The 23,063-nt window shown below is 64.5% G+C and carries 24 protein-coding genes; 11 read left to right on the top strand and 13 right to left on the bottom strand.

The window, feature by feature from the left end:
* Window positions 1-107: 107 nt before the first annotated feature.
* Complete coding sequence (locus tag CAG44_RS01240; RefSeq protein WP_025340987.1) at window positions 108-647, bottom strand: type 1 glutamine amidotransferase domain-containing protein; 540 nt, start codon at window positions 645-647, stop codon at window positions 108-110.
* Window positions 648-838: 191 nt separating this feature from the next.
* On the opposite strand from CAG44_RS01240, the gene CAG44_RS01235 reads away from it, so the two are divergent.
* Both CAG44_RS01235 and mutM read left to right on the top strand, forming a co-directional pair.
* Window positions 839-1,657, top strand: a complete 819-nt coding sequence (locus CAG44_RS01235; protein ID WP_170929260.1) for an HDOD domain-containing protein — start codon at window positions 839-841, stop codon at window positions 1,655-1,657.
* Window positions 1,658-1,660: 3 nt separating this feature from the next.
* The gene (mutM, locus tag CAG44_RS01230; protein ID WP_010955661.1) at window positions 1,661-2,473 is read left to right on the top strand and encodes a bifunctional DNA-formamidopyrimidine glycosylase/DNA-(apurinic or apyrimidinic site) lyase; all 813 of its coding nucleotides are present in this window, start codon (window positions 1,661-1,663) and stop codon (window positions 2,471-2,473) included.
* A gap of 111 nt (window positions 2,474-2,584) precedes the next feature.
* Here mutM and CAG44_RS01225 read toward each other — a convergent pair whose 3' ends face one another.
* The 5 genes from CAG44_RS01225 to CAG44_RS01205 form a co-directional block, all read right to left on the bottom strand.
* Window positions 2,585-2,836 carry a YfhL family 4Fe-4S dicluster ferredoxin gene (locus CAG44_RS01225; RefSeq protein WP_013974644.1) on the bottom strand — a complete coding sequence of 84 codons (252 nt, stop codon included), beginning with the start codon at window positions 2,834-2,836 and terminating at the stop codon, window positions 2,585-2,587.
* A gap of 108 nt (window positions 2,837-2,944) precedes the next feature.
* Complete coding sequence (gene coaD / locus CAG44_RS01220) at window positions 2,945-3,424, bottom strand: pantetheine-phosphate adenylyltransferase (protein WP_014861498.1); 480 nt, start codon at window positions 3,422-3,424, stop codon at window positions 2,945-2,947.
* Window positions 3,425-3,536: 112 nt separating this feature from the next.
* The gene (locus tag CAG44_RS01215) at window positions 3,537-5,135 is read right to left on the bottom strand and encodes a GMC family oxidoreductase (RefSeq protein WP_085691441.1); all 1,599 of its coding nucleotides are present in this window, start codon (window positions 5,133-5,135) and stop codon (window positions 3,537-3,539) included.
* 20 nt (window positions 5,136-5,155) lie between these two features.
* Window positions 5,156-5,641, bottom strand: a complete 486-nt coding sequence (locus tag CAG44_RS01210) for a twin-arginine translocation pathway signal protein (protein ID WP_085691440.1) — start codon at window positions 5,639-5,641, stop codon at window positions 5,156-5,158.
* A 10-nt stretch (window positions 5,642-5,651) separates the two neighbouring features.
* Entirely contained in the window at window positions 5,652-7,082 is a 1,431-nt protein-coding gene (locus tag CAG44_RS01205) for a coniferyl aldehyde dehydrogenase (RefSeq protein WP_085691439.1), read from the bottom strand.
* Window positions 7,083-7,233: 151 nt separating this feature from the next.
* Here CAG44_RS01205 and CAG44_RS01200 point away from each other — a divergent pair, with 151 nt between their 5' ends.
* Both CAG44_RS01200 and CAG44_RS01195 read left to right on the top strand, forming a co-directional pair.
* Window positions 7,234-7,899, top strand: a complete 666-nt coding sequence (locus CAG44_RS01200) for a TetR/AcrR family transcriptional regulator (protein ID WP_085691438.1) — start codon at window positions 7,234-7,236, stop codon at window positions 7,897-7,899.
* A gap of 47 nt (window positions 7,900-7,946) precedes the next feature.
* The gene (locus CAG44_RS01195) at window positions 7,947-8,801 is read left to right on the top strand and encodes a sulfurtransferase (RefSeq protein WP_025340980.1); all 855 of its coding nucleotides are present in this window, start codon (window positions 7,947-7,949) and stop codon (window positions 8,799-8,801) included.
* 128 nt (window positions 8,802-8,929) lie between these two features.
* On the opposite strand, the gene CAG44_RS01190 is transcribed toward CAG44_RS01195, so the two are convergent.
* From CAG44_RS01190 to CAG44_RS01165, 6 genes are all read right to left on the bottom strand, one after another.
* Entirely contained in the window at window positions 8,930-9,922 is a 993-nt protein-coding gene (locus CAG44_RS01190; protein WP_085592481.1) for a hydrolase, read from the bottom strand.
* Window positions 9,923-9,981: 59 nt separating this feature from the next.
* Entirely contained in the window at window positions 9,982-11,307 is a 1,326-nt protein-coding gene (locus CAG44_RS01185) for a pitrilysin family protein (protein WP_178076907.1), read from the bottom strand.
* 71 nt (window positions 11,308-11,378) lie between these two features.
* Window positions 11,379-12,722, bottom strand: coding sequence for a pitrilysin family protein (locus CAG44_RS01180; protein WP_085691436.1), 1,344 nt, complete (start codon window positions 12,720-12,722; stop codon window positions 11,379-11,381).
* Window positions 12,723-12,793: 71 nt separating this feature from the next.
* Window positions 12,794-13,396 carry a 16S rRNA (guanine(966)-N(2))-methyltransferase RsmD gene (rsmD, locus tag CAG44_RS01175; RefSeq protein WP_085691435.1) on the bottom strand — a complete coding sequence of 201 codons (603 nt, stop codon included), beginning with the start codon at window positions 13,394-13,396 and terminating at the stop codon, window positions 12,794-12,796.
* Window positions 13,396-14,886, bottom strand: coding sequence for a pitrilysin family protein (locus CAG44_RS01170; RefSeq protein WP_085691434.1), 1,491 nt, complete (start codon window positions 14,884-14,886; stop codon window positions 13,396-13,398). The genes rsmD and CAG44_RS01170 overlap by 1 nt, the downstream gene beginning before the upstream one ends.
* Window positions 14,879-16,234 carry a pitrilysin family protein gene (locus tag CAG44_RS01165; RefSeq protein WP_085691433.1) on the bottom strand — a complete coding sequence of 452 codons (1,356 nt, stop codon included), beginning with the start codon at window positions 16,232-16,234 and terminating at the stop codon, window positions 14,879-14,881. The genes CAG44_RS01170 and CAG44_RS01165 overlap by 8 nt, the downstream gene beginning before the upstream one ends.
* Before the next feature lie 230 nt (window positions 16,235-16,464).
* Here CAG44_RS01165 and ftsY point away from each other — a divergent pair, with 230 nt between their 5' ends.
* From ftsY to rpoH, 4 genes are all read left to right on the top strand, one after another.
* Window positions 16,465-17,991 (top strand): signal recognition particle-docking protein FtsY, encoded by a 1,527-nt coding sequence (ftsY, locus tag CAG44_RS01155; RefSeq protein WP_085691432.1) that lies wholly within the window; start codon window positions 16,465-16,467, stop codon window positions 17,989-17,991.
* Window positions 17,992-17,993: 2 nt separating this feature from the next.
* Window positions 17,994-18,665 carry a cell division ATP-binding protein FtsE gene (ftsE, locus tag CAG44_RS01150; RefSeq protein ID WP_013974630.1) on the top strand — a complete coding sequence of 224 codons (672 nt, stop codon included), beginning with the start codon at window positions 17,994-17,996 and terminating at the stop codon, window positions 18,663-18,665.
* Window positions 18,662-19,684: a permease-like cell division protein FtsX gene (ftsX, locus tag CAG44_RS01145; RefSeq protein WP_085587707.1), complete on the top strand. Its 1,023-nt coding sequence runs from the start codon at window positions 18,662-18,664 to the stop codon at window positions 19,682-19,684. The genes ftsE and ftsX overlap by 4 nt, the downstream gene beginning before the upstream one ends.
* A 111-nt stretch (window positions 19,685-19,795) precedes the next feature.
* On the top strand, window positions 19,796-20,650 hold the full coding sequence (gene rpoH, locus CAG44_RS01140) for an RNA polymerase sigma factor RpoH (RefSeq protein ID WP_015272155.1): 855 nt from the start codon (window positions 19,796-19,798) through the stop codon (window positions 20,648-20,650).
* Window positions 20,651-20,755: 105 nt separating this feature from the next.
* On the opposite strand, the gene mtgA is transcribed toward rpoH, so the two are convergent.
* Window positions 20,756-21,466 carry a monofunctional biosynthetic peptidoglycan transglycosylase gene (mtgA, locus tag CAG44_RS01135; protein WP_085691431.1) on the bottom strand — a complete coding sequence of 237 codons (711 nt, stop codon included), beginning with the start codon at window positions 21,464-21,466 and terminating at the stop codon, window positions 20,756-20,758.
* A gap of 64 nt (window positions 21,467-21,530) precedes the next feature.
* Here mtgA and CAG44_RS01130 point away from each other — a divergent pair, with 64 nt between their 5' ends.
* The 3 genes from CAG44_RS01130 (at window position 21,531) to CAG44_RS01120 (ending at window position 23,054) form a co-directional block, all read left to right on the top strand.
* The gene (locus CAG44_RS01130) at window positions 21,531-21,902 is read left to right on the top strand and encodes a DUF423 domain-containing protein (RefSeq protein ID WP_015272153.1); all 372 of its coding nucleotides are present in this window, start codon (window positions 21,531-21,533) and stop codon (window positions 21,900-21,902) included.
* 103 nt (window positions 21,903-22,005) lie between these two features.
* The gene (thiS, locus tag CAG44_RS01125; RefSeq protein ID WP_003257817.1) at window positions 22,006-22,206 is read left to right on the top strand and encodes a sulfur carrier protein ThiS; all 201 of its coding nucleotides are present in this window, start codon (window positions 22,006-22,008) and stop codon (window positions 22,204-22,206) included.
* Window positions 22,207-22,259: 53 nt separating this feature from the next.
* The gene (locus CAG44_RS01120) at window positions 22,260-23,054 is read left to right on the top strand and encodes a thiazole synthase (protein WP_075046653.1); all 795 of its coding nucleotides are present in this window, start codon (window positions 22,260-22,262) and stop codon (window positions 23,052-23,054) included.
* The last annotated feature ends 9 nt before the right edge of the window (window positions 23,055-23,063 follow it).

The following is a 23,063-nucleotide window of genomic DNA, read 5'->3' as shown; positions in this document are numbered from 1 at the left end:
GCAGCCCCAGGGTTTCAGCAGCGCTGCACGGATTGCCGGGGCCGCTTTGCGGCCCTTTCGCGCCACAAGGCCGCTCCTACAGGCCTCGTGTATGCCATTAGATGGCGTCAGGCTGCCAATGCCTTGATCAGTTGCTGGTTGAACGCCGGAATGTCATCGGGTTGGCGGCTGGTGATCAGGTTGCCATCGACGACCACTTCTTCATCCACCCAGTCTCCGCCGGCATTGCGGATGTCGTCCTGCAGGGTCTTGTAGCTGGTCAGCCGCTTGCCCTTGGCTAACCCGCACGACACCAGCAACCAGCCACCGTGGCAGATCACCGCCAGTGGCTTGCCAGCCGAATCGTGGCTTTTCACCAGTTTCTGCGCGGCGGGGATCAATCGAATCGTGTCAGAGTTTTGCACGCCGCCGGGCAGCACCAGGGCATCGTAGAGGTCCAGGTGGGCGCTTTCGAAGGTTGCGTCCACGGCGAATGCGTCGGCCGGCTGGTCGTGGTTCCAGCCGCGTACCGTGCCCTCCTTGTCGCTGAGGATATCCACCACCGCGCCGCTCTGCTCCAGGGCTTCGCGAGGGCCTGTCAGTTCCACTTGCTCGAAGCCGTCGGTGACCAGGAAAGCCACTCGCTTGCCGTTCAGTTCTGCACTCATGGGCCTTGCTCCTTTCCTTGATGAATATGAGAAAGAGGCACGGATGGATAAAGTAAAGTTCCGGCGCAACGATTCAGTGGTTGGTCCATTTCCGGTCTGGAGGGTTAGAATCGCCGGTCCCAAACGAGTGTGCACGTATGTCCCAAGAACTCAGCGCCGAACAGATCCAGCAAGCCTTGCAAGGCATCACCATTCCGCCGCAACCGCAGATCATGGTCGATCTGCAGTTCGAGCAGTACATGCCTGACCCGGACCTGGAAACCATCGCCAAGCTGATTTCCCAGGACCCGGGCCTCTCGGGCGCCTTGCTCAAACTGGTCAACTCCCCGCATTTCGGCCTTTCCAACAAGATCGGTTCGATCCAGCGCGCGGTGAACCTGCTGGGCAGCCGTTCGATCATCAACCTGATCAACGCCCAGTCGATCAAGGGCGAGATGAGCGACGAGACCATCGTTACCCTCAACCGCTTCTGGGACACCGCCCAGGACGTGGCGATGACCTGCCTGACCCTGGCCAAGCGCACCGGCATCCAGGCGGCGGACGAGGCCTACACCCTGGGCCTGTTCCATGACTGTGGCGTGCCGCTGATGCTCAAGCGCTTCCCCGACTACATGGATGTGCTGGAAGAGGCCTATGCCAAGGCCGACGAGGAAACCCGCGTGGTCGACACCGAAAACCGCGCGTTCAATACCAATCATTCGGTGGTCGGCTATTTCACTGCCAAGTCCTGGCGCCTGCCCGAGCACCTCAGCGCGGCCATTGCCAACCACCACAACGCCCTGGCGGTGTTCCGCGACGAGAGTTCGCGCAATACCCAGAGCCAGCTTAAAAACCTGCTGGCGGTGCTGAAGATGGCCGAGCACATCTGCGCGTCGTACCGGGTGCTGGGCAACCAGGCCGTGGACCACGAATGGAATGTGGTCGGCCCGCTGGTGCTCGATTACATTGGCTTGTCGGAATACGATTTCGAAAACCTCAAGCAGAACATTCGCGAGTTGGGCGGGCACTGACACATGCCGGAATTGCCAGAAGTAGAAACCACCCGGCGCGGTATTGCGCCCCACCTGGAAGGCCAGCGCGTCAGCCGGGTGGTGGTACGTGACCGGCGCCTGCGCTGGCCGATTCCGGAAGACCTGGATGTGCGCCTGTCGGGGCAGCGCATCGTCAGTGTCGAGCGGCGCGCCAAGTACCTGTTGATCAATGCCGAGGTCGGCACCCTGATCAGTCACCTGGGCATGTCGGGCAACCTTCGCCTGGTCGAGCTGGGCTTGCCGGCGGCCAAGCATGAGCACGTGGATATCGAGCTGGAGTCGGGGTTGATGCTGCGCTACACCGACCCGCGCCGCTTTGGCGCGATGCTGTGGAGCCTGGACCCGCTCAATCACGAACTGCTGTTGCGCCTGGGGCCGGAGCCGCTGACCGACCTGTTCGATGGCGAGCGGCTGTTCCAGCTGTCCCGTGGGCGGTCGATGGCGGTCAAGCCGTTCATCATGGACAACGCGGTGGTGGTGGGGGTGGGCAACATCTACGCCACCGAGGCGCTGTTTGCCGCCGGCATCGACCCTCGTCGGGAAGCGGGCGGGATTTCCCGGGCGCGTTACCTGAAGCTGGCGATCGAGATCAAGCGCGTGCTGGCGGCGGCGATCGAGCAGGGCGGCACCACGCTACGCGACTTCATCGGTGGCGACGGGCAGCCGGGGTACTTCCAGCAGGAATTGTTCGTGTACGGGCGGGGCGGGCAGCCGTGCAAGGTGTGTGGCACGGAGTTGCGCGAGGTGAAGCTGGGGCAGAGGGCGAGTGTGTATTGCCCGCGTTGCCAGCGCTGAGGCTTGAGGCCCTATCGCCGGCAAGCCAGCTCCCACAGGTACTGCATAGCTCTCGAGAGCGATGATATCTCTGTGGGAGCTGGCTTGCCGGCGATGAGGGCTGACCTGATATCAGGCCTTGCCAGTAATCCGGCGGTACTTGGCCATCAGCTCTTCTTCGGTTTCCGGGTGCGCTTCATCCAGCGGGATGCAGTCGACCGGGCAGACCTGCTGGCATTGCGGCTCGTCGTAATGGCCCACGCACTGGGTGCACAGGTTAGGGTCGATCACGTAGATCTCTTCGCCTTGGGAGATGGCCTCGTTCGGGCACTCGGGTTCGCAGACGTCGCAGTTGATGCAATCGTCGGTGATGATCAGGGACATGGGGACTCCGGCCGGGGCTCTGCGCCCGGGCATGTTCAACGCAGTGGGCACAATTGTGCCGCATTCGCGCCCGCAGTGCACGCGGGCGCGATGATCAGCCGCTAAAGGTCACTTCTTGAAGCGTTCGGTCAGCGCCTCGGCCACCACCGGGTGGACGAACTTGCTGATATCACCGCCCAGCGCGGCAATTTCCCGGACCAGGGTCGAGGAAATGAACGAATAGCGCTCCGAAGGCGTGAGGAACAGGCTCTCGACGTCGGGAGCCAGTTGCCGGTTCATGTTCGCCAGCTGGAACTCGTACTCGAAGTCGGATACCGCACGCAGGCCACGCAAGAAGACGTTGGCGCCCTGTTCCTTGGCGAAATGCGCCAGCAGCGAGGAGAAGCCGATGACTTCGACATTGGGCAGGTGCTTGGTGACCTCACGGGCGAGCTCCACCCGTTGTTCCAGCGGGAACAGCGGATTTTTCTTCGGGCTGGCCGCCACCGCGATGATCACGTGGTCGAACAACCGCGAGGCGCGCTCGACCAGGTCGCCATGGCCTTTGGTAATGGGGTCGAAAGTACCCGGGTACAACACTCGGTTCATCGCGTCATCCTGGCTGGAGTGCGTTGGGGAGTCGGATGGTAGCGCAGCGACGGCGCCCCGGCCAAGTCATGCGGCCGGCTGATGGCACTATAGACAGGGGGCCTGTTCCTTGTCATGCGCTGTGTGCCAGGCGGGCGACCAGCGCTTCGGTGAGCCTGGCGCTGATGGCATACACCGACAGTTGCGGGTTGGCGCCGATACTGGTGGGGAACAGCGAGCCGTCGTGAACCGACAGGTTTTCCAGCTGGTGATGGCGGCCAAGGCTGTCGCATACCGCCTGGCGCGGGTCGTCGCCGAGGGCGCAGCCACCCATCACGTGAGCGCTGCCCAAGCGCGTGCGGAACGGCTCCAGGCGCAACTGGTCGATCATGGCCAAGGCTTGCTCCAGGTTGGACGCGGCGCTGGCATCGCTGTGCACGGGGGTGACCTGGGTGGCGCCGGCGGCGAACTGGATCTGCGCCATGCTGCGGTAGGCGCGGCGCAGGCCGTCGCGCAGGTAGTCGGTGACCGGGTAATCGAGCACCGGTGAGCCATCGCCGCGCAGCTCCACGGCCCCTCCCTGGCTTTGCGGGTGGAAGCCGTCACGCAGCAGCGCCAGCATCACGTGGGTATGTGGCAGCTCGGCCATGCGCCGGGCATTCTCGTGACCATGCCCGCCCAGCAGCGTGCTGGCCAAGGCCGGGTGCAGCGGTGGTACTTCCAGCTTGTAGCCAACCGGGCCGTCGCTGCCGCCTTGCCATTGGAAATGGTCGCTGTAGATGGATTGCGGGGCGCCGTAGTAGGGGTCGATACGGTCGTTGAAGCGTGCTGCGCTGAAGTTGACCAGGTGCAGGAAGGTACGTTTGCCCAGGCGGCCATGCGGGTCGGGCGCGTCGGAACGCAGCAGCAGGGCCGGACTGTTGATGCCGCCACCGGCAAGGATGTAGTGACGCGCGCGAACGCGGATCTGACGGCCCGTAGTATGCACGCCCTGGCTATCCAGCGCCTGGCATGACAGGCCCTGGATGCGCTCGCCGTTGTGTTCGAAGCGCTCGGCCCGAGCCAGGTACAGCAGCTCGCCGCCTTGTTCGAGGGTGGCGGGAATACGCGTGACCAGCATCGACTGCTTGGCATTCACCGGGCAACCCATGCCGCAGTAGCCCAGGTTCCAGCAGCCGCGCACATTGCGCGGGATCACCGCCCAGCGGTAGCCCAGCTGTTCGCAGCCACGGCGCAGCACGTCATTGTTGGCGTTCGGTGGCAGGGCCCAGGGGGTGATGCCCAGTTCCTGCTCGATGCGCTCGAACCAGGGGCGCATTTGCTCCTCGCCCAGGCCGCTCACGTTGTGGGCTGCGGCCCAGTGCGCCAGGGTCTGTGGCGGCGTGCGAAAGCTCGAGGTCCAGTTGACCAGCGTGGTGCCGCCCACGGCGCGGCCCTGGAGGATGGTGATGGCGCCGTCCTTGCTCATGCGGCCCAGGCCTTCCTGGTACAGGCTGGCATAGGCTTCGTTTTCCAGCAGGTGGAAATCGCTGCTGGTCTTCAGCGGGCCTTCTTCGATCAGCAGCACCTTGAAGCCGGCAGTGCTGAGCATTTGCGCGCTGGTAGCGCCACCGGCACCGCTGCCGATCACGGCAACGTCGGCTTCCAGCGTGAGGTCGTGCTCCAGGCGCGAGGCGTCGTGGGTGATCCAGCCGCTTTCCAGGCCTTGGCGAAACGGGTCGGGTACAGGCATTGGCGCTGCTCTTGTTGTTTTCAGATTTTCGGTGGCCCGGGGTAGCCGCAGGCGGCCCAGGATTCGGGGCGTTCGTACCAGGCCATCTGCAGCAACTGCAGCAGCGAGGCGTGGCCCATGCGCAGCAGGTTCAGCGAGCTGTCCTGCCAACGTTGCAGGAAGGCCGTGACCTGCGCGGCGCTGGCTGGCTCCCAGGCGCCCCAGACACCGGTCAGGGGGCCGCGGGTGAGCGGCAGGTTGAGCACGTCGAACAACTGCCGGGTGAGTTTGAGCATTTCCGGCGACAGCGCCGCCAGCTTGTGGTCGAGGCTATGCAGCACCAGTGTCTCGGCGGCCTGGGTGCCGGCCAGTACCACCGGGATCAGCGCGCGCAGCAGCGGCAGGTCGTCGTCGCGCAGTAGCTGGTAACCCGTTGCGGCTGTCTGTGCGCTGCAGCCGACCAGGCTGGTACCCGCCAGAAAGACGCTGGCGCCAAGGCTGAAGCGCAGCAGTTCGCGGCGGTGCATGGGCTGGCCCTCAGCGGATGAAAAGCTTGAAGACTAGGCGCTGCAAGGCTTTGCCATAAGGCGGGTAGATCAGCCGGGCAGCATTGAAGCGTTGCTTGGCCAGCACCGCCTTGGCCTTGCTGAAGGTCAGGAAGCCGTCGTGGCCATGGTAATGGCCCATGCCGGAAGGGCCGATGCCGCCGAACGGCAAGTCATCCTGGGCCACGTGCAGCAGGGTGTCGTTCAGGCACACTCCGCCGGAGTGGGTGTGGCGCAGCACCTGCTCCTGGGCTGCGCGGTCATAGCCGAAGTAGTAAAGCGCCAGCGGGCGCGGGCGCTGGTTGATGTAGGCCAGTGCCTGCTCGAGGCTGTCGTAGGGCACCAGCGGCAGCAATGGGCCGAAGATTTCGTCCTGCATCACCTGCATGCCGTCGTTCACCCCCAGCAGCAGGTGGGGTGGCAGGCGCCGGCCCTGGCGGGCTTCACCGGGGTACAGGTCGAGTACCTGCGCACCTTTGGCGTGGGCATCGTCCAGTAGATGTTGCAAGCGCTGCAGCTGGCGCTGGTTGATGATGGCGGTGAAGTCGGGGTTGCCGGCGATGCGCGGATACAGCCGGCGCACGGCACGCTGGTAGGCGTCGCTGAAGGCCTCCAGGCGCTCGCTTGGCACCAGCACGTAATCAGGGGCGACGCAGGTCTGGCCAGCGTTGAGGGTCTTGCCGAAGGCGATGCGCTCGGCGGCGCTGTCCAGCGGTACGTCGGCCGAGACTATGGCTGGCGACTTGCCGCCCAGTTCCAGGGTGACGGGGGTCAGGTTGTGCGCGGCAGCCAGCATTACCTGGCGCCCCACACTTGTGGCGCCGGTGAACAGCAGATGATCGAACGGCAGGCGGGCAAAGGCCTGGCCTACCTCGACCTCGCCTAGCACCACGCTGACCAGGTCGGTGGGGAACACCTGCTCCAGCAGTTGCTTGAGCACCTGGCCAGTGGCAGGCGTGGCTTCGCTGAGCTTGAGCATGACCCGGTTGCCGGCGGCAAGGGCGCAGGTCAGCGGGCCGATGGCAAGGAACAGCGGGTAGTTCCACGGCACGATGATGCCGACCACGCCCAGGGGTTGGTAGCGCACCTGCGCGCTGGCCGGCTGGAAGGCCAGGCCGACCTTGCGCCGGCTGGCGCGCATCCAGCGCTGCAGGTGCTTTTCGGCGTGGCGCAGGCCTTGCACCGAGGGCAGCAGCTCGGCCAGCAGGGTCTCGTCGGCGCTGCGCCCCTCAAAGTCCTGGCCGATTGCCTCGATCAGTTCGGCCTGGCCGGCCAGCAAGGCTTCCCGCAGGCTTTTCAGCCATTGGCGCCGCTGCGCCGCCGCTGGCAAGGGGTTGTCGGCAAAGGCCTGGCGCTGGGTGGCGAACGTCGCCGCAAGGTCGAGGTCGGATTGCACAGGGGGCAAGGCACTGGGCGAGTTCATGGCGGCGTCGAGTCCGGGCAGGGAATCCCTAGAGCCTATACTCTAATTTGTACGATGGTGCGAATTTTTCCGCGTTGTCGAGCGGTGCATTCCATTGCCAATACGCCGTAAGATGACCCTTTGATGAAGGCCCGCAGACTGGGAGCTGAGCATGGCCCCGCGCATGAAGACCCGAGAGCGCATCGTGCAGAACAGCCTCGAGCTGTTCAACCAGCAGGGCGAACGCAGCGTCAGTACCAACCACATTGCCGCGCACATGGAAATTTCGCCCGGCAACCTGTATTACCACTTCCCCAACAAGCAGGCGATCATCGCTTTGCTGTTCAGCCAGTACGAAGAACTGGTGGACAGCTTCCTGCGCCCGCCGCAAGGCCGCGCGGCGACCGTGGAGGACAAGCGCTTCTACCTCAAGGCCCTGCTGGCGGCGATGTGGAACTACCGTTTTCTGCACCGCGACCTGGAGCACCTGCTGGACAGCGACCCGGAGCTGGCCGCCCGTTATCGGCGCTTTTCCGAGCGCTGCCTGCGCCAGGGCCAGGCGATCTACCGCGGCTTTGTCGAGGCGGGCATCCTGGCCATGGCACCAGCGCAGATCGAATCGCTGACCATCAACGCCTGGATCGTGTTGACGTCCTGGGTACGTTTTCTCAGCACCACGCGGGAGCATTCCGCGCACCTGGGTGAAGAAGCCTTCAAACGCGGCATCTACCAGGTACTGGTGCTGGAGCTCGGCTTCGTCACCGACAACGCCCGCAATGCCGTGGACGCCCTGTGCCAGGAATTCCATGTACCGTTCAACCAGGCCCTGGAGCACTAGCCCAGGGCCTCAGTGCTATCGATAGTGCCATCGATCAGGAGATTGTCATGCCCCTTGCGCAATTGATCACCCCGCAGCAGTTGGCCGAGCGTCTGGGCTCGCCCAAGTTGGTGATCCTCGACTGCCGCTTTGCCCTCGAGGATGTGGACTATGGCCAACGCAGCTATGCCCAGGGGCATATTGCCGGGGCGCATTTTGCCGACCTGGAGCGTGACCTCAGCGGGCCGGTGAGCAAGGGGCGCACCGGGCGCCACCCGTTGCCGGATGCGCGCCGGCTGGTCGAGCGCCTGCGTGAGTGGGGCCTGGACGATGACAGCGAGGTGGTGCTGTACGACGACGGCCCTGGCGCTTTTGCCGCCCGTGCCTGGTGGCTGCTGGCCTGGCTGGGCAAGCGCAGCGGCGTGGCGATCCTCGACGGTGGCCTGAAGGCCTGGCATGCGGCGCACCTGCCGCTCAGCCTGGACCCGCCGCTCAAGCGGGAAGGCACCTTCAACGGTGAGCCGGACGGCAAGCTGCTGATCGATGCCGAGCACCTGGCCAAGCGCTTGGGTAACGCAGACCTGACCTTGATCGATGCGCGTGCCTTGCCGCGTTTCCGTGGCGAAGTGGAACCGATCGACCCGGTGGCGGGGCATATTCCGGGGGCGCAGTGTGCGGCGTTTACCGACAACCTGGGGGCTGATGGGCGTTTTCTGCAGCCGGACCAGCTAAAACAGCGCTTTGCCGAAAAGCTGGCCGGGCGGGCGCCGGAGCAGTTGGTGGCGTATTGCGGGTCAGGGGTGACGGCGTGTCATAACCTGTTTGCCCTGGCGTTGGCCGGGTACCCGCTGGGCAAGCTGTATGCCGGGTCGTGGAGTGAGTGGATCAACGATCCGCAGCATGGCGTAGCCACTGGCGAGTAAGCAGGCCCGGCCTCATCGCCGGCAAGCCAGCTCCCACAGGTACACCACTGCCCATAAGGCCTATACCACACCTGTGGGAGCTGGCTTGCCGGCGATGAGGCCGGTACTGCCAATTAAAACCGCAGCTCCTATTGACCCTCCACCAGCCACTGTGGAATCCGCCGCTCCAGGTAATAGCCCGGGTTGCGCAGGCTGCCATCGACAAAGCCCACATGGCCGCCGCGGCTGTGCAGTTCGAAGCGGGTTTGCGGCGCCAGTTCGCGGGCTGTTGGCAGGCTGTGGCCGGAGACGAAAGGGTCATCGCTGGAGTGGATGATCAGCGTCGGCGTTCGGTTCTGGCCGAGGAAAAAATGACTCGATGAGCGGCGGTAATAGTCGTGCGCATCGCGAAAACCGTTTAGTGGTGCGGTGACCTTGCCGTCGAAATCCCAGAACGTGCGCAGGTTGGCCAACGGCCCCAGCCGTTGCAGCGTCGCCAGCCCTTCATGCTGGCCCTTGTCGTGGAAGTGCCGCTGCTTGAGCTGCACATAAGCCAGCATCTCGCGCATGAAATGCGCCTGGTACACCTTTGAAAAGCCCTGGCCGATGCGGTCGGCGCAGTGGTCCAGGCGAAACGGCACCGACACCGCTACCGCAGCCTGCAACTGGCTGGCGACACCGCTTTCGCCCAGGTATTTCAGCAGCACATTGCCCCCCAGCGAATAACCCACCGCATACAACGGCGCCAACGGGCGCTGGGCACGCAGGTGGCTGACGATTTCGGCCAGGTCTTCGCTGGCGCCGGAATGGTAGCTGCGTGGCAGCAGGTTGGGCTCGCCCGAGCAACCGCGCCAGTTCACCGCCACGCTGGCCCAGCCGCGGCCTTGCAGCGCTTGCTGCAAGCCTTTGACGTAGGGCGAGTGGGAGGAGCCGGTCAAACCGTGCAGCACCAGCACCAACGGCGCGTGGGGCTGGTGCGGGCCGTGCCAGTCCAGGTCGATGAAGTCGCCATCGGCCAGCCATAGCCGCTCGCGGTTGCGCTGCAGCTCTGGCAGTTTTCGCCACAATGGCCCCCACAAGGTTTGCAAGTGGGGATTGGCAAGGCCGAGGGCTGGACGGAACGTTGCGCTGGGGCTGGGCATGTGGGCGACTCATGTTGTGCGTGCCTAGAATGCCATGGAAAAACCCCGATGTACCTGCGCTATTGGTCGTCCTTCATTGTTTCCGGCAGTGGCAGCTGCACTGACTCGGGGCCTACGGTCACCAGCACTTGCGTCGCGTTGCCCAACCACACCTGCCCGGCTTCACGCAGGTTCGCAGGCGTGAGCGACTGTAGCCTGTCAAGAAAAGTGGCAAGGTGATCGCCTGGCAGCCCTTGGTGGCTGTAAGTCGCAAGTGCTCTGGCCAGTTTGGCGCTGTCTGCAAGGTCGTGATGCAGCTTGGCCGCAATTTCGTTCACAGCGATGTCGCACTCTGCCTGGCTAGGGCCTCGTTCGCGCAGGCACGCGACAATCCCCGACACCAGGGCCGCTGCCGCATCCCGGTACTGCGGGGCGATGTCCCAGTGAATTTGCAGCAGGCATGCCGCATCCAGCGGGTTGAGGTCGGAGTAGATGGCGTAGGTCAGGCTGCGCAGGGTTCGCAACTCTTGCGTCAGGCGTGATTCATAGCTGGTGCCAAGTATCACGTTGAGCAGCGTCAAGGCCGGAAATAGCGGGCTGCTTGGCGAAGCTTTCGAGGACAACGTCAACAGTGCCCGGGTGGCGCTGCCGGCGGCGGCCAGGTGCTGCACGAGTGGCAGGTGTTCGGGGAGTGGCGGCGGGGCGGCGGCGGCCCACTCCTGCGGCAGGGCACGGGTGAGTTCGTCGATCAGTTGCTCCGCATCATTGCGGCTCAGGTCCCCCACCAGGCCAATATCCAGATTGTTCGCCGAGTAAGCCTTCTGGTGGAAGTCCCTGATCTGCTCGACATTGACGGTGCCACTGGCCGTCGTGGTGGCGCTGGCAGCGTACGGATGATCACGGAAAACATGAGCCATCGTGGTGTTGGTAAGCCGTACCAGGGGGTGGCTGCCCTGTCGGACCCGGTTGAAAGCCAGCCGCTCCCGGATTTTCGCCACGTCAGGCTCCCTGAAAGCAGGATATGCCAGCATCTGGGTGAACAGTTGCATCACGCTGGCGCGTATCGCGGGCAAGCTCAGGCAGCGGAGTGTGATGACCGCACTGTCATCGGTGATCCTTCTGCCGAGGATGGCCCCGTCCCCGGCCAGCTGCTCGGCAAACTGTGCTGCATCGAGCGCTCCGGTCCCTTGGTCGAGGCTGTACAGGGTAACTGCAGCCAGGCCTGGGTTGGCACCGTCAAGCACGTTGCCGGCTCGAAAGCGCAAGGCCAGGTCGAACATCGGGCGGTCATGGTCTGCGATGAAGCTGACCTTTGCGCCGCCGGCGGTTTGCCAACGCTCGGCGGCGGCTTGCAGGGGCGGTATCTGGCCAAGCTCGATTTCCTTGGCCGATTCCAGGTTGGCCATGGCCTCCAAGGCGGTGTCGGTAGTTGGGCCGTCGCACAGCGTTGGTCGGGTGGTCGTCAAGTTGTCAGGGCTCATGCTGGCACTCCTGGCCGAAGGTAGGTTGTGGTCAGCCGTTCGCGCCCCAGATAGGCAACCGCCACCTGTTGCACTGTCGCGCTGTCGAGGTCCCGGATGAGAGGGCAGTCCTCGTCAATCACCGATGCTGGCAAACCGGCGGCGGCAGCGGCGCCCAGCTCGTCTGCCTGGGAGGTGAGCGCGTCGAGGTCGAATAGCCGTCGGGCGAGCATGCGCAACTTGGCGCGCTGCAGCTCTGCTTCCGGCAAGGCAACGCTGCGCAGCGCCTGCACATGCTCGTAAACGGCTTGGGCGGCGTCTTCCGGTGTGGCGTGGGTGGTGTTCACGTAGGCTGAAATCGTCAACAGTGTGTCGCCACGTACCAAGGGCTCGTAGGACACTCGCACACCTGTAAGCAGGCGCCTGTCCCGTACCAGATCGCTGTACAGCCGGGAGCTGAAACCTACGCCAAGCAAGTCGCAAAGCAGGGTCAGGGCAAGCGATGTCCCGGCGTCGGGAGCTGTTGCTCGGCCTGGAACGTTGAATGACATGAACAGCCCCTCGCGTAACCCTGGCAGGCTTACGGTGTGGCTGCGGGCCTGCAGTTGAGTGTCATGGCGTGGAACAGGCCGGTCGGCGACAGGCGCTTTCGGCACGCCTGCGAAGTAACGCGCCACATGCTGCCGGAGCGTTGGCAGGTCAACGCTGCCGACTACCACAAGCGTTGCGTTGTTGGGCTGATACCAGGACCTGTACCAGGTTCGCAGCGCCGCCAGGTCGATGCTGTCCAGGTCTGCCGGATAACCGAAGCTCGGGCCTGCATAAGGGCTGGTGCCATGGGCCAGAGCGTTATGCTGATCGTATGCCTGTCGGTCGGGCTGGACGTCCAGCTTGAGCCGGCGCTCGTCCTCCACCGCCTTTATCTCCCTTCCCATCTCCGCTTGACCGAAGGTAGCGGTGCTCATGGCATCGGCCATGATTTCCAACGCTATGGGCAGGCGGCTGGCCGGTAGCGAGATTTCATAGGAGGTGGCGTCCAGGTGGGTGGTGGCATTGGCATTGCCCCCTATACGTGCGATCACCCGGCTGTATTGGCCGGCGGGCAGTTTGCTGCTGCCTGCGAAAATCAGGTGCTCCAGTACATGAGACAGGTTCGTGTGGCCGGCAGGCTCATGGCTTGAGCCTATGTGGTACCAGAGTTGGACTGCGGCCAGAGATGTCTTGTGATTTTCTCGCAAGTAAACGGACAGGCCGTTTTCCAGCGTGAAGTGCTGCAATGGCGAGGTAGTGGTGCAGGACAAGGCGTCAAGCCCTGCAGAGACCTGGCCCAGGTCGGGCGGCGAAGTAGGTGGTGAGGTCATCGCTGAAGTGCTCTGGTTGATATGAACCCGAACAGCTTCAGCGACAAGGGTGCTGCACCTGCTTTAAATAATTAGCCCCGCTGCCAGAGCGCGTAATGTACCTGGCCGGTCTTTTTCTCTCGATGCAGGCGCCAGTTACCTGGCAATTGCAAGGTCGATGGGGCAGCCTCGCTTTCTGTGTAGACCCACGCCTGCTCGCGCAGCCACTGGTTCTGTTCCAGCAGGTTGCAGGTGTCGGCCAGCAGGTCCTGGTGGAACGGCGGGTCGAGGAACACCACGTCGAACTGCTGCTTGGCCGGGCCTTGCAGATAGCGCAGGGCGTCGGTCTGCAGGATTTGCCCGCGCGGGCAGCGCAGGATCTCGAGGTTGTTCTTCAGGTTGGCGATGGCCGCCGGGTTGCTGTCCAGCGCGACGGCGTCCTCGGCCCCGCGGGACAGGGCTTCGAGCACCAGGGCGCCGCTGCCGGTGAAGGCGTCCAGCACGCGGGCACCCTCGATATAGGGTGCCAGCCAGTTGAATACGGTTTCGCGCACGCGGTCGGGCGTTGGCCGCAGGCCTTCGCCTTCCGGCACCGCCAGACGGCGGCTGCGCCATTCGCCGGCGATGATGCGCAGGTGGCCCTGGCCCTTGCTTTGGCCCGGTTGCGGGCGGGCGGGAGGGGTGGATCTTGGCATTAGTGCTCCGGTACCCCGAGCGGCTGCTCGGAGGGCTTGTCAGTGGGTGCTGGCAGCGGTTTTTGCGGCACTTTCGGGCCAGCGGTGACGATCACCAGTTTATCGGCTGACAGGTGTTTGTTCATGGCCGTTCTTACCTGCTCTACGGTGAGGGCCTGGGACTGCTGCATGAAGTCCTCCAGCCAGGTCAGCGGCAGGTTGTAGAAGCCAATGGCACCCAGTTGGCCGACGATGCTGGCGTTGCTGGCATTGGACAGCGGGAAGCTGCCGGCCAGTTCGCGCTTGGCATCGTCCAGCTCCTGCTGGGTGGGGCCGGCCTTGAGGTAGTCGGCAAGAATATCCTGCACCAGCTTGAGCGTGCCCTCGCTGAGTTCGGCACGGGTCTGCAGGTTGATCATGAACGGGCCGCGCACCTGCATCGGGCTGAACACCGAGTACACGCCGTAGGTCAGGCCGCGCTTTTCACGCACCTCGCTCATCAGCCGGGTGCCGAACGCACCGCCGCCGAGGATCTGGTTGCCCAGTGACAGGGCCGGCCAGTCCGGGTCCTGGCGGTCGATGCCGAGTTCGGCCAGCATCAGGTGGGTCTGCTTGGACGGGAAGTCGATGTGGGTCAGGCCTGCCTTGGCTTCGCCGGGTTGGGCCGGTGCGGCCAGCGCGGGGCCCTTGGGCAGGCCAGCTGATACCTGGGCGGCGATGGCTTCGGCCTCGGCGCGGCTGAGGTCGCCGACCAGGGCGATGACCGCGTTGCCGCTGGTGTAGGCCTTGGCGTGGAAGGCGCGCAGCTGTGCCAGGGTGATGCCGCTGATGCTTTCGGCGGTGCCGTCGCTCGAGTGGGCGTAGGGGTGGTCGCCGTAGAGCTTGGCGAACAGGGCCTTGCCAGCGACCTTGCCGGGGTTCTGCTTTTCATACTCGAAGCCGGCCAGCATCTGGTTCTTGATGCGCTTGAGGGCGTCTTCGGGGAAGGTTGGCTTGCCAGTCACCTCGGCGAACAGCTTGAGCGCCGGTTCGCGCTTGTCCTTGGCGCTGAGGCTGCGCAGCGAGGCCACGGCCATATCGCGGTAGGAGCCGTTGCCAAAGTCGGCGCCCAGGCCCTCGAAGCCTTCGGCGATGGCAGTCACGTCCTTGCCGGCCACGCCTTCGTTGAGCATGGCGTTGGTCAGGGCAGCCAGGCCTGGCGTGCCGCCATCCTGGCTGCTGCCGGCGGCGAAGGTGATGCGCAGGTCGAACATCGGCAGTTCGCGGGCCTCGACGAACAGTACCCGGGCACCTTCGGCGGTGTTCCAGTGCTGGATGTTCAGCTGGCGCCGGCTGGGCGCCTTGCCATCCAGCTCGGCCAGCGACTGCAAGGTGTTGGCCGGGCGTGCCGCGTTGCTGTCGGCCTTGGCGGCGTTGTCGGCCATGGCCGGGGCGGCCAGCACCGCCGCCAGCGCCAGGGCGCGGATGCCCGTGGCCAGCAGGGTTGGGCGTGGTGCGCGGCGATCACTCATGAGCGGACTCCTCGGGTAATACATGGGCAACGCTCAGGCGTTCGCGGGTGAAGAAGGTGCGCGCGGCGTTCTGGATGTCCTGCGGGGTAACGCGCTTGAGCTCGTCCAGCTCGCTGTCGATCAGCTTCCAGGACAGGCCGACGGTTTCCAGTTGGCCGATGGTGGTGGCCTGGCTGCTGATGGAGTCGCGGTCGTAGACCAGGCCAGCTATGACCTGGGCGCGTACGCGCTCCAGCTCTTCGGCGCTGGGTGGGGTGGTCTTGAGCTCATCCAGCAGCTGCCAGACGCCTTTTTCGACATCGGCGAGGGTTTTCTGCTTCTGCACGTTCGGCGTGGCCGAGATCAGGAACAGGCTGTCGCCGCGGGTGAAGGCGTTGTAGCTGGAAGAAGCACCGGCCACCAGCTCCTGGCCACGTTCCAGGCGTGCCGGCATGCGGGCGCTGTAGCCGCCGTCGAGCAGCGCCGAGATCAGGCGCAGGGCATGTACCGTACGCGGGTCCTTGGCGGTGGACAGGCCAGGTACGTTGAAACCGTAGATCAGGCTCGGCAACTGGGTGCGCACGTGCAGGGTCAGCTGGCGCTGGCCTGGTTTGGCCAGTTCGAGCGGCAACTTGGCCGGCGGCACGGCACGCTTGGGGATGCTGCCGAAGTACTTCTGCGCCAGGCCCTTGACCTCATCGGCGGTGACATCGCCGACCACCACCAGGGTGGCGTTGTTGGGGGCGTACCAGGATTCGTACCAATGGCGCAGTTCCTCGACCTTCATGCGCTCCAGGTCGGCCATCCAGCCGATGGTCGGGGTGTGGTAGCCGCTGGCCGGGTAGGCCATGGCGCGGAACAGCTCGAACGCCTTGGAGTTGGGCTGGTCGTCGGTGCGCAGGCGGCGTTCTTCCTTGATCACCTCGATTTCACGGCTGAATTCGTCAGCGGGCAGGCGCAGGCTGGCCAGGCGGTCGGCCTCGAGTTCCAGGGCCACCGGCAGGCGGTCGCGCGCCAGCACCTGGTAATAGGCGGTGTAGTCGTCGCTGGTGAAGGCGTTTTCTTCGGCGCCAATGTCACGCAGGATGCGCGAAGCCTCGCCGGGGCCGACCTTGGCGCTGCCCTTGAACATCATGTGTTCCAGCGCGTGGGACAGGCCGGTCTGGCCCGGGGTTTCGTAGCTGGAGCCAACCTTGTACCAGATCTGCGAGACCACCACCGGGGCGCGGTGGTCCTCGCGCACGACCACTTTCAGGCCGTTGTCGAGGATGAATTCGTGGGTGGGTTGCACATCGGCGGCGAAGGCCGCGAGCGGCAGGCAGAGCGTGCCGAGCAACAGGCCAGCGGCGCGGCGGGCTAGAGCATTCATACGGTGTTTAACCTGTTCGGCGGCCCGCTGGTTTAGCGTCGGCGGGCCAGGAGGTGCTAGGATACTGATCCGGTTGCCTGGCGACCATGCCTGTCGCCGTTCTGGCCCGCAGGACACTAAGACAAAACGTTGCGCATGAACCAGCCGGCTTCAAGATAGTCTGTTCTGCGTAGAGAGAATTCCCGATGCGCCATAGCTGGCCCATCGCTACCCTGAGATAGCCGTCTTCCATGTTTGGTTCCAACGACGACAAAAAAGCGCCGGCCGAGGCTGGTGAGAAGAAAGGCCTGTTCAGCTGGTTTCGCAAGAAACCGCAGCAACCTGTGGAAGCGGGCGTGCCCGCGAATGAACTCCCAGCCGTCGAGCAGCCTACAGCCGCTCCGGTCGAGGGGGCTACCGCCGAAGCGCCACAGGCCCCTGAACCCGTTCAGGCCCCTGCGGCCCCACAGCTGACAGAACCGCAGCAGGTCGCCGCACCCGTCCAATCCCCGGTGGTCGAGGCCCCTGCCCCCGAACCGGTTGCTTCTCAGCCGTTGCAGGCCCCTGAACCCGAGCCGGTCGCGTCCCAGCCACTGGTGGCACCTGCACCGCAGCCGGTCGCGTCCATGCCCTTGCAGGCGGCCCCGGTCGAGCCAGCCCCTGTCGAGGCGGCCCCGGTCGTCGAGCCGGTCGCGCCGGTCAGCAACCTGGTGCTGCCGGTTGCCGAAGAGCCCGTGGCCCTGGTGCCGGATCTGGAGCCGAAAGCGCCGCCCGCCATCCCGGAACGCCCTGCACCAGAGCCTGCTGCCCCTGTGGCTGCAGCCCCGGTCGCCGCGCAGGCCGAGCAGGCCAAGCCCGGCTTCTTCGCCCGCCTCAAGCAGGGCCTGTCGAAGACCAGCGCCAGCATCGGTGAGGGCATGGCCAGCCTGTTCCTGGGCAAGAAAGTCATCGATGACGACCTGCTCGACGAAATCGAAACCCGACTGCTGACCGCCGACGTTGGCGTGGAAGCCACTTCCACCATCGTCCAGAACCTGACCCAGAAGGTTGCCCGCAAGCAGCTGGCCGACGCCGATGCCCTGTACAAGTCGCTGCAGGAAGAACTGGCTGCGCTGCTGCGCCCGGTCGAGCAGCCGCTGGTGGTACAGGCGCAGAACAAGCCCTATGTGATCCTGGTGGTCGGTGTGAACGGCGCCGGCAAGACCACCACCATCGGCAAACTGGCCAAGAAGCTGCAGCTCGAAGGCAAGAAAGTGATGCTGGCTGCTGGCGACACCTTCCGTGCCGCTGCGGTCGAGCAACTGCAGGTGTGGGGCGAGCGTAACCAGATCCCGGTGATCGCCCAGCACACCGGCGCCGACTCCGCTTCGGTGATCTTCGATGCCGTACAGGCCGCAAAGGCTCGTGGCGTCGACGTGCTGATCGCCGACACCGCTGGCCGCCTGCACACCAAAGACAACCTGATGGAAGAGCTGAAGAAGGTTCGCCGGGTCATCGGCAAGCTCGACGCCGAGGCGCCGCACGAGGTGCTGCTGGTACTCGATGCGGGCACCGGCCAGAACGCCATCAGCCAGGCCAAGTACTTCAACCAGAGCGTCGAACTGACCGGCCTGGCCCTGACCAAGCTGGACGGCACTGCCAAGGGCGGGGTGATCTTCGCCCTGGCCAAGCAGTTCAAGCTGCCGATCCGCTTCATCGGTGTCGGTGAAGGCATCGACGACCTGCGTACCTTCGAAGCCGAGCCGTTCGTCAAGGCTCTGTTCGCCGAGCGAGACTGAACATGATCCGATTCGAACAGGTTGCCAAGCGCTATCCCAATGGTCATGTGGGTTTGCATGAGCTGAGTTTCCGGGCGCGCCGGGGCGAATTCCTGTTCGTCACCGGCCACTCGGGCGCGGGCAAGAGCACCTTGCTGCGCCTGCTGCTGGCCATGGAGCGCCCGACCAGCGGCAAGCTGATGCTGGCCGGGCAGGACCTGGGCCAGATCAGCAATTCGCAGATCCCGTTCCTGCGCCGGCAGATCGGCGTGGTGTTCCAGAACCACCAGCTGTTGTTCGACCGCACGGTGTTCAACAACATCGCCTTGCCGCTGCAGATTCTCGGCCTGTCCAAGGCCGAGGTCGCCAAGCGCGTGGACTCGGCGCTGGAGCGAGTGTCGCTGGCCGACAAGGGCGAGCTGTTCCCGGCCGACCTGTCCACCGGGCAGCAGCAACGGGTGGGCATCGCCCGCGCCATCGTTCACCAGCCAGCCCTGCTGCTGGCCGACGAACCCACCGGTAACCTCGACCCGCGCCTGGCCGCGGAGATCATGGGGGTGTTCGAGGACATCAACCGCTTGGGTACCACGGTATTGATCGCCAGCCACGACCTGGCACTGATTGCGCGCATGCGCCACCGCATGCTGACCTTGCAGCGCGGCCGCTTGATCGGCGATGGGGAGGCCGGGCAATGAGCACTACACGTACGCCGAAGGTTTCCGAGCGGGTTGCGCCGAAACCGGCCGACCCGCAACCGGCGAAGAAAAAGCACGACGACGATGACGGCCCGGATTTCCGCACGCTGCTGCATGCCTGGCTGGAAAGCCACCGTTCCAGCATGGCCGACAGCCTGCGTCGGCTGGGCAAGCAGCCGATCGGCAGCTTCTTCACCTGCCTGGTGATGGCGGTGGCGCTGAGCATGCCCATGGGCCTGTCGCTGCTGCTGAAGAACGTCGAAAAGCTTGGCGGCTCGTGGCAGCGCGCCGCGCAGATTTCGCTGTACCTCAAGCTCGATGCCGGCAGCCGCGAAGGCGAGGCGCTGCGCGACGAGATCAAGGGCATGCCTGGCGTGGCCGACGCGCAGTATGTCAGCCGCGAGCAGGCGCTGGAGGAGTTCCAGCAACAGTCCGGCCTGGGCGAAGCCCTGCGTGAACTGCCTGACAACCCGCTGCCTGGCGTGGTGGTGGTGACCCCTACCGAAGTCGACAAGCCGGCCCTGGAAGCCCTGCGCCAGCGCCTGTCGGAGCTGCCGCGGGTGGAAGTGGCGCAACTTGACCTGGTTTGGGTCGAGCGCCTGGCGGCCATCCTCAAGCTGGGTGACCGCTTTGTCTTTGGCCTGGCCGTGATGCTGATTTCCGCCCTGCTGTTAGTAATCGGTAACACAATTCGTCTACACATTGAAAACCGCCGTACCGAGATCGAAGTGATCAAGCTGGTCGGTGGCACGGATGCCTACGTACGCCGGCCTTTCCTGTACATGGGCGCGCTGTATGGCCTGGGTGCAGGGGTGATCGCATGGGGCATCCTGGCGTTTGGCCTGAACTGGCTGAACGAGGCGGTGGTAGGGCTTTCCGGGCTGTACGGCAGCGACTTCGCCCTGGGCGGGGTGCCGGCGTCCGATGGTCTGTCGCTCTTGATCGGAGCGGTGCTGTTGGGGTATATCGGTGCATGGATCGCAGTGGCCCGCCATCTGAACGAGCTGGCGCCGCGATAGTTTTTACGTGCCAGCATTGACAAATTCTTCACTATGGAACTTGTACCGTCGTTCCAGGTCAATGTTGGCAGCGCCCACAAGGCGCGAGTTCTGTAAGTCGGAGGTTCTTGAATGACCACATCGTTGCAACCTGCCTATGCCCTGGTACCCGGTGCAAACCTGGAAGCCTACGTGCACACGGTCAACAGCATCCCGCTGCTGACTGTCGAGCAGGAGCGTGATCTGGGCGAGCGTCTCTATTATGAGCAGGATGTCGAGGCCGCTCGTCAAATGGTGATGGCCCACCTGCGTTTCGTCGTACATATCGCCCGTAGCTATGCCGGCTACGGGCTGGCCCAGGCCGACCTGATCCAGGAAGGCAACGTCGGCCTGATGAAAGCCGTCAAGCGCTTCAACCCGGAAATGGGCGTGCGCCTGGTGTCGTTCGCCGTGCACTGGATCAAGGCAGAGATCCACGAGTTCATCCTGCGCAACTGGCGCATCGTCAAGGTGGCCACCACCAAGGCCCAGCGCAAGCTGTTCTTCAACCTGCGCAGCCAGAAGAAGCGTCTGGCCTGGCTGAACAACGACGAAGTGCACCGCGTGGCGGAAAGCCTGGGCGTGGAGCCGCGTGAAGTGCGCGAGATGGAAAGCCGCCTCAGCGGCCAGGACATGGCTTTCGACCCGGCAGCGGAAGCTGACGACGACAGTGCCTTCCAGTCGCCTGCGCATTACCTGGAAGACCACCGTTACGACCCGGCAGTGCAGCTGGAGGATGCCGACTGGAGCGACAACTCCACCAGCAACCTGCACGAAGCACTGCAAGGGCTGGACGAGCGTAGCCGCGACATTCTCTACCAGCGCTGGTTGGCGGAAGAGAAGGCCACGTTGCATGAGCTGGCGGACAAGTACAGCGTTTCGGCTGAGCGGATTCGCCAGCTGGAGAAGAATGCGATGAACAAGGTCAAGGCGCTGATCGCGGTCTGATCGAGCCCTGGCTGTAAGGAAAAGCCGCTGGCCCGCATAGGGTGAGCGGCTTTTTTTTGCGCAAGATTTACCGGTCTCTTCGCGGGCGCGCCCGCGAAGAGGCCCTCAAGGCTTGCGCGAAGTGTCGAGCTGCATCAGGTAGCTGGGCCCACCCAACTGGCTCATCTGCCGGCGAATCCAGCCGGCCCGGCTGGCCACGTAGGCGCTCGGCCGGCTGGCGCTCCACTTGATCGGGCTCGGCAGCACCGCCGCGAGCTGCGCCGCCTGCTGGCGGCTAAGCCTGCTCGCATCGACGCCAAAGTGGTAGCGCGCTGCCGCCTGGGCGCCAAACACACCTTTGCCCCATTCGGCACTGTTCAGGTAGACCTCGAGAATCCGCTCTTTCGACCAGAACAGCTCGATCAACGCGGTGAACCAGGCCTCCAGCCCTTTGCGGAACCAGCTGCGCCCGGACCACAGGAACAGGTTCTTGGCCACCTGCTGGGTCAGGGTGCTGGCACCGCGAATGCTGCCGCCGCGCTCGTTGTAGGCCAGCGCCGCCTGGATAGCCGGGATGTCGAAGCCCCAGTGGTTGGCGAACTTCTGGTCCTCGCCAGCAATGACCGCGACCTTGAGGTCGTCGGAGATGTTCTCCCACGGCTCCCAGTCGCGCTGCAGGTCGATCGGCTCGCCATTCACCCAGGATTGCACCTTGCGCTCGACCATCAGCGCCGTACCGGGTGGTGGCACCCAGCGGAACACCAGCACCAGCACGATGCTGCCGGCAGCGAACCAGAGCAGGGCGCGGGAGAGGCGGCGGAGAAGGGTTGGCAGCATGACGATGGCTTGGCCGTACGGGTGGAAGGGGCCATTATACAGACCCGATCCAAGGAGTCGTCCCATGCTTCGCAGCTTCCTGATGCTTGCCGCCTTTTTCGGCTTCACCGGTGTCGCTCTGGGCGCTTTCGCTGCCCATGGCCTGAAAAGCCGGCTGACGGCCGACTATCTGGCGATCTTTCAGACTGGTGTGACCTACCAGTTGGTGCATGCCCTGGCGATCTTCGCTGTCGCCGTGCTCTCGGTGCACCTGCCAGGGCGCCTGGTCGGCTGGGCTGGCGGCCTGTTTGCCGTGGGGATAGTGCTGTTCTCCGGTAGCCTGTACCTGCTGACCCTCAGCGGCCTGGGCAAGCTCGGCATCATCACCCCGATTGGTGGCCTGTGCTTCCTCGCCGGCTGGCTGTGCCTGGGCCTGGCAGCCTGGCGGCTCGGTTGACCGGGTGGTCCACAATCGCGACTAATGGCGTGCAGCGCCCTTGGGTTGCAGGGCGGTTCAGCGCTAGAATGCGGGCCCCCAAAGAACAATGGTGGCCGTGCGCATGCGCATTCAACTGAACGGTGAACCTTACGAATTGCCCGCTGGCGAAAGCGTCGCGGCCCTGCTGGCCCGCCTGGAGCTGACCGGGCGCCGCGTCGCGGTGGAACTTAACCTGGATATCGTGCCGCGTAGCCAGCACGACAGCACGCTGTTGAACGACGGCGACCAGGTCGAAGTGGTCCACGCCATCGGTGGCGGCTGATTCCGGCCGGCGATTCACCTGCAAGCCCAGCAACCTTTTCCCGAGGAACAACCATGAGCAACGTTCGTAGCGACAAGCCCTTCACCCTGGCCGGGCGTAATTTCCAGTCGCGCCTGCTGGTCGGTACCGGCAAGTACCGTGACATGGAAGAAACCCGCCTGGCCATCGAAGCCTCGGGTGCCGAGATCGTCACCGTTGCCGTGCGCCGCACCAACATCGGCCAGAACCCGGGCGAGCCGAACCTGCTCGATGTGCTGCCACCGGACCGCTACACCATCCTGCCGAACACCGCTGGCTGCTACGACGCGGTCGAAGCCGTGCGCACCTGCCGCCTGGCCCGCGAACTGCTGGATGGCCACAACCTGGTCAAGCTGGAAGTACTGGCTGACCAGAAAACCCTGTTCCCCAATGTGATCGAAACCCTCAAGGCCGCCGAAGTGTTGGTCAAGGATGGTTTCGACGTGATGGTCTACACCAGCGACGATCCGATCATTGCCCGCCAGCTGGCCGAAGCCGGCTGCATCGCGGTCATGCCGCTGGCTGGCCTGATCGGTACCGGCCTGGGTATCTGCAACCCTTACAACCTGCAGATCATCCTGGAAGAGTCCAAGGTGCCGGTGCTGGTCGATGCTGGCGTGGGTACCGCGTCCGACGCCACCATCGCCATGGAAATGGGCTGTGAAGCGGTGCTGATGAACTCGGCCATCGCCCACGCCCAGCAGCCGGTGCTGATGGCCGAGGCCATGAAGCACGCCATCGTCGCCGGTCGCATGGCCTACCTGGCCGGCCGTATGCCGAAGAAACTCTATGCCAGCGCCTCTTCGCCGCTGGATGGTCTGATCAAGTAAGAGCCCCTG

It is taken from the genome of Pseudomonas sp. B13(2017) (assembly GCF_002113245.1).
GTDB classification, from domain to species: Bacteria; Pseudomonadota; Gammaproteobacteria; order Pseudomonadales; family Pseudomonadaceae; genus Aquipseudomonas; species Aquipseudomonas putida_Z.
This window is presented reverse-complemented; position numbering and strand designations above follow the sequence as displayed.

Bases quoted from the DNA above. Each gene is read 5' to 3' on its own strand.
- CAG44_RS01240 (WP_025340987.1), bottom strand. From the start codon at position 647: ATGAGTGCAGAACTGAACGGCAAGCGAGTGGCTTTCCTGGTCACCGAC.
- mutM (WP_010955661.1), top strand. From the start codon at position 1,661: ATGCCGGAATTGCCAGAAGTAGAAACCACCCGGCGCGGTATTGCGCCC.
- CAG44_RS01225 (WP_013974644.1), bottom strand. From the start codon at position 2,836: ATGTCCCTGATCATCACCGACGATTGCATCAACTGCGACGTCTGCGAA.
- coaD (WP_014861498.1), bottom strand. From the start codon at position 3,424: ATGAACCGAGTGTTGTACCCGGGTACTTTCGACCCCATTACCAAAGGC.
- CAG44_RS01215 (WP_085691441.1), bottom strand. From the start codon at position 5,135: ATGCCTGTACCCGACCCGTTTCGCCAAGGCCTGGAAAGCGGCTGGATC.
- CAG44_RS01210 (WP_085691440.1), bottom strand. From the start codon at position 5,641: ATGCACCGCCGCGAACTGCTGCGCTTCAGCCTTGGCGCCAGCGTCTTT.
- CAG44_RS01205 (WP_085691439.1), bottom strand. From the start codon at position 7,082: ATGAACTCGCCCAGTGCCTTGCCCCCTGTGCAATCCGACCTCGACCTT.
- CAG44_RS01200 (WP_085691438.1), top strand. From the start codon at position 7,234: ATGGCCCCGCGCATGAAGACCCGAGAGCGCATCGTGCAGAACAGCCTC.
- CAG44_RS01195 (WP_025340980.1), top strand. From the start codon at position 7,947: ATGCCCCTTGCGCAATTGATCACCCCGCAGCAGTTGGCCGAGCGTCTG.
- CAG44_RS01190 (WP_085592481.1), bottom strand. From the start codon at position 9,922: ATGCCCAGCCCCAGCGCAACGTTCCGTCCAGCCCTCGGCCTTGCCAAT.
- CAG44_RS01185 (WP_178076907.1), bottom strand. From the start codon at position 11,307: ATGGCCAACCTGGAATCGGCCAAGGAAATCGAGCTTGGCCAGATACCG.
- CAG44_RS01180 (WP_085691436.1), bottom strand. From the start codon at position 12,722: ATGACCTCACCACCTACTTCGCCGCCCGACCTGGGCCAGGTCTCTGCA.
- rsmD (WP_085691435.1), bottom strand. From the start codon at position 13,396: ATGCCAAGATCCACCCCTCCCGCCCGCCCGCAACCGGGCCAAAGCAAG.
- CAG44_RS01170 (WP_085691434.1), bottom strand. From the start codon at position 14,886: ATGAGTGATCGCCGCGCACCACGCCCAACCCTGCTGGCCACGGGCATC.
- CAG44_RS01165 (WP_085691433.1), bottom strand. From the start codon at position 16,234: ATGAATGCTCTAGCCCGCCGCGCCGCTGGCCTGTTGCTCGGCACGCTC.
- ftsY (WP_085691432.1), top strand. From the start codon at position 16,465: ATGTTTGGTTCCAACGACGACAAAAAAGCGCCGGCCGAGGCTGGTGAG.
- ftsE (WP_013974630.1), top strand. From the start codon at position 17,994: ATGATCCGATTCGAACAGGTTGCCAAGCGCTATCCCAATGGTCATGTG.
- ftsX (WP_085587707.1), top strand. From the start codon at position 18,662: ATGAGCACTACACGTACGCCGAAGGTTTCCGAGCGGGTTGCGCCGAAA.
- rpoH (WP_015272155.1), top strand. From the start codon at position 19,796: ATGACCACATCGTTGCAACCTGCCTATGCCCTGGTACCCGGTGCAAAC.
- mtgA (WP_085691431.1), bottom strand. From the start codon at position 21,466: ATGCTGCCAACCCTTCTCCGCCGCCTCTCCCGCGCCCTGCTCTGGTTC.
- CAG44_RS01130 (WP_015272153.1), top strand. From the start codon at position 21,531: ATGCTTCGCAGCTTCCTGATGCTTGCCGCCTTTTTCGGCTTCACCGGT.
- thiS (WP_003257817.1), top strand. From the start codon at position 22,006: ATGCGCATTCAACTGAACGGTGAACCTTACGAATTGCCCGCTGGCGAA.
- CAG44_RS01120 (WP_075046653.1), top strand. From the start codon at position 22,260: ATGAGCAACGTTCGTAGCGACAAGCCCTTCACCCTGGCCGGGCGTAAT.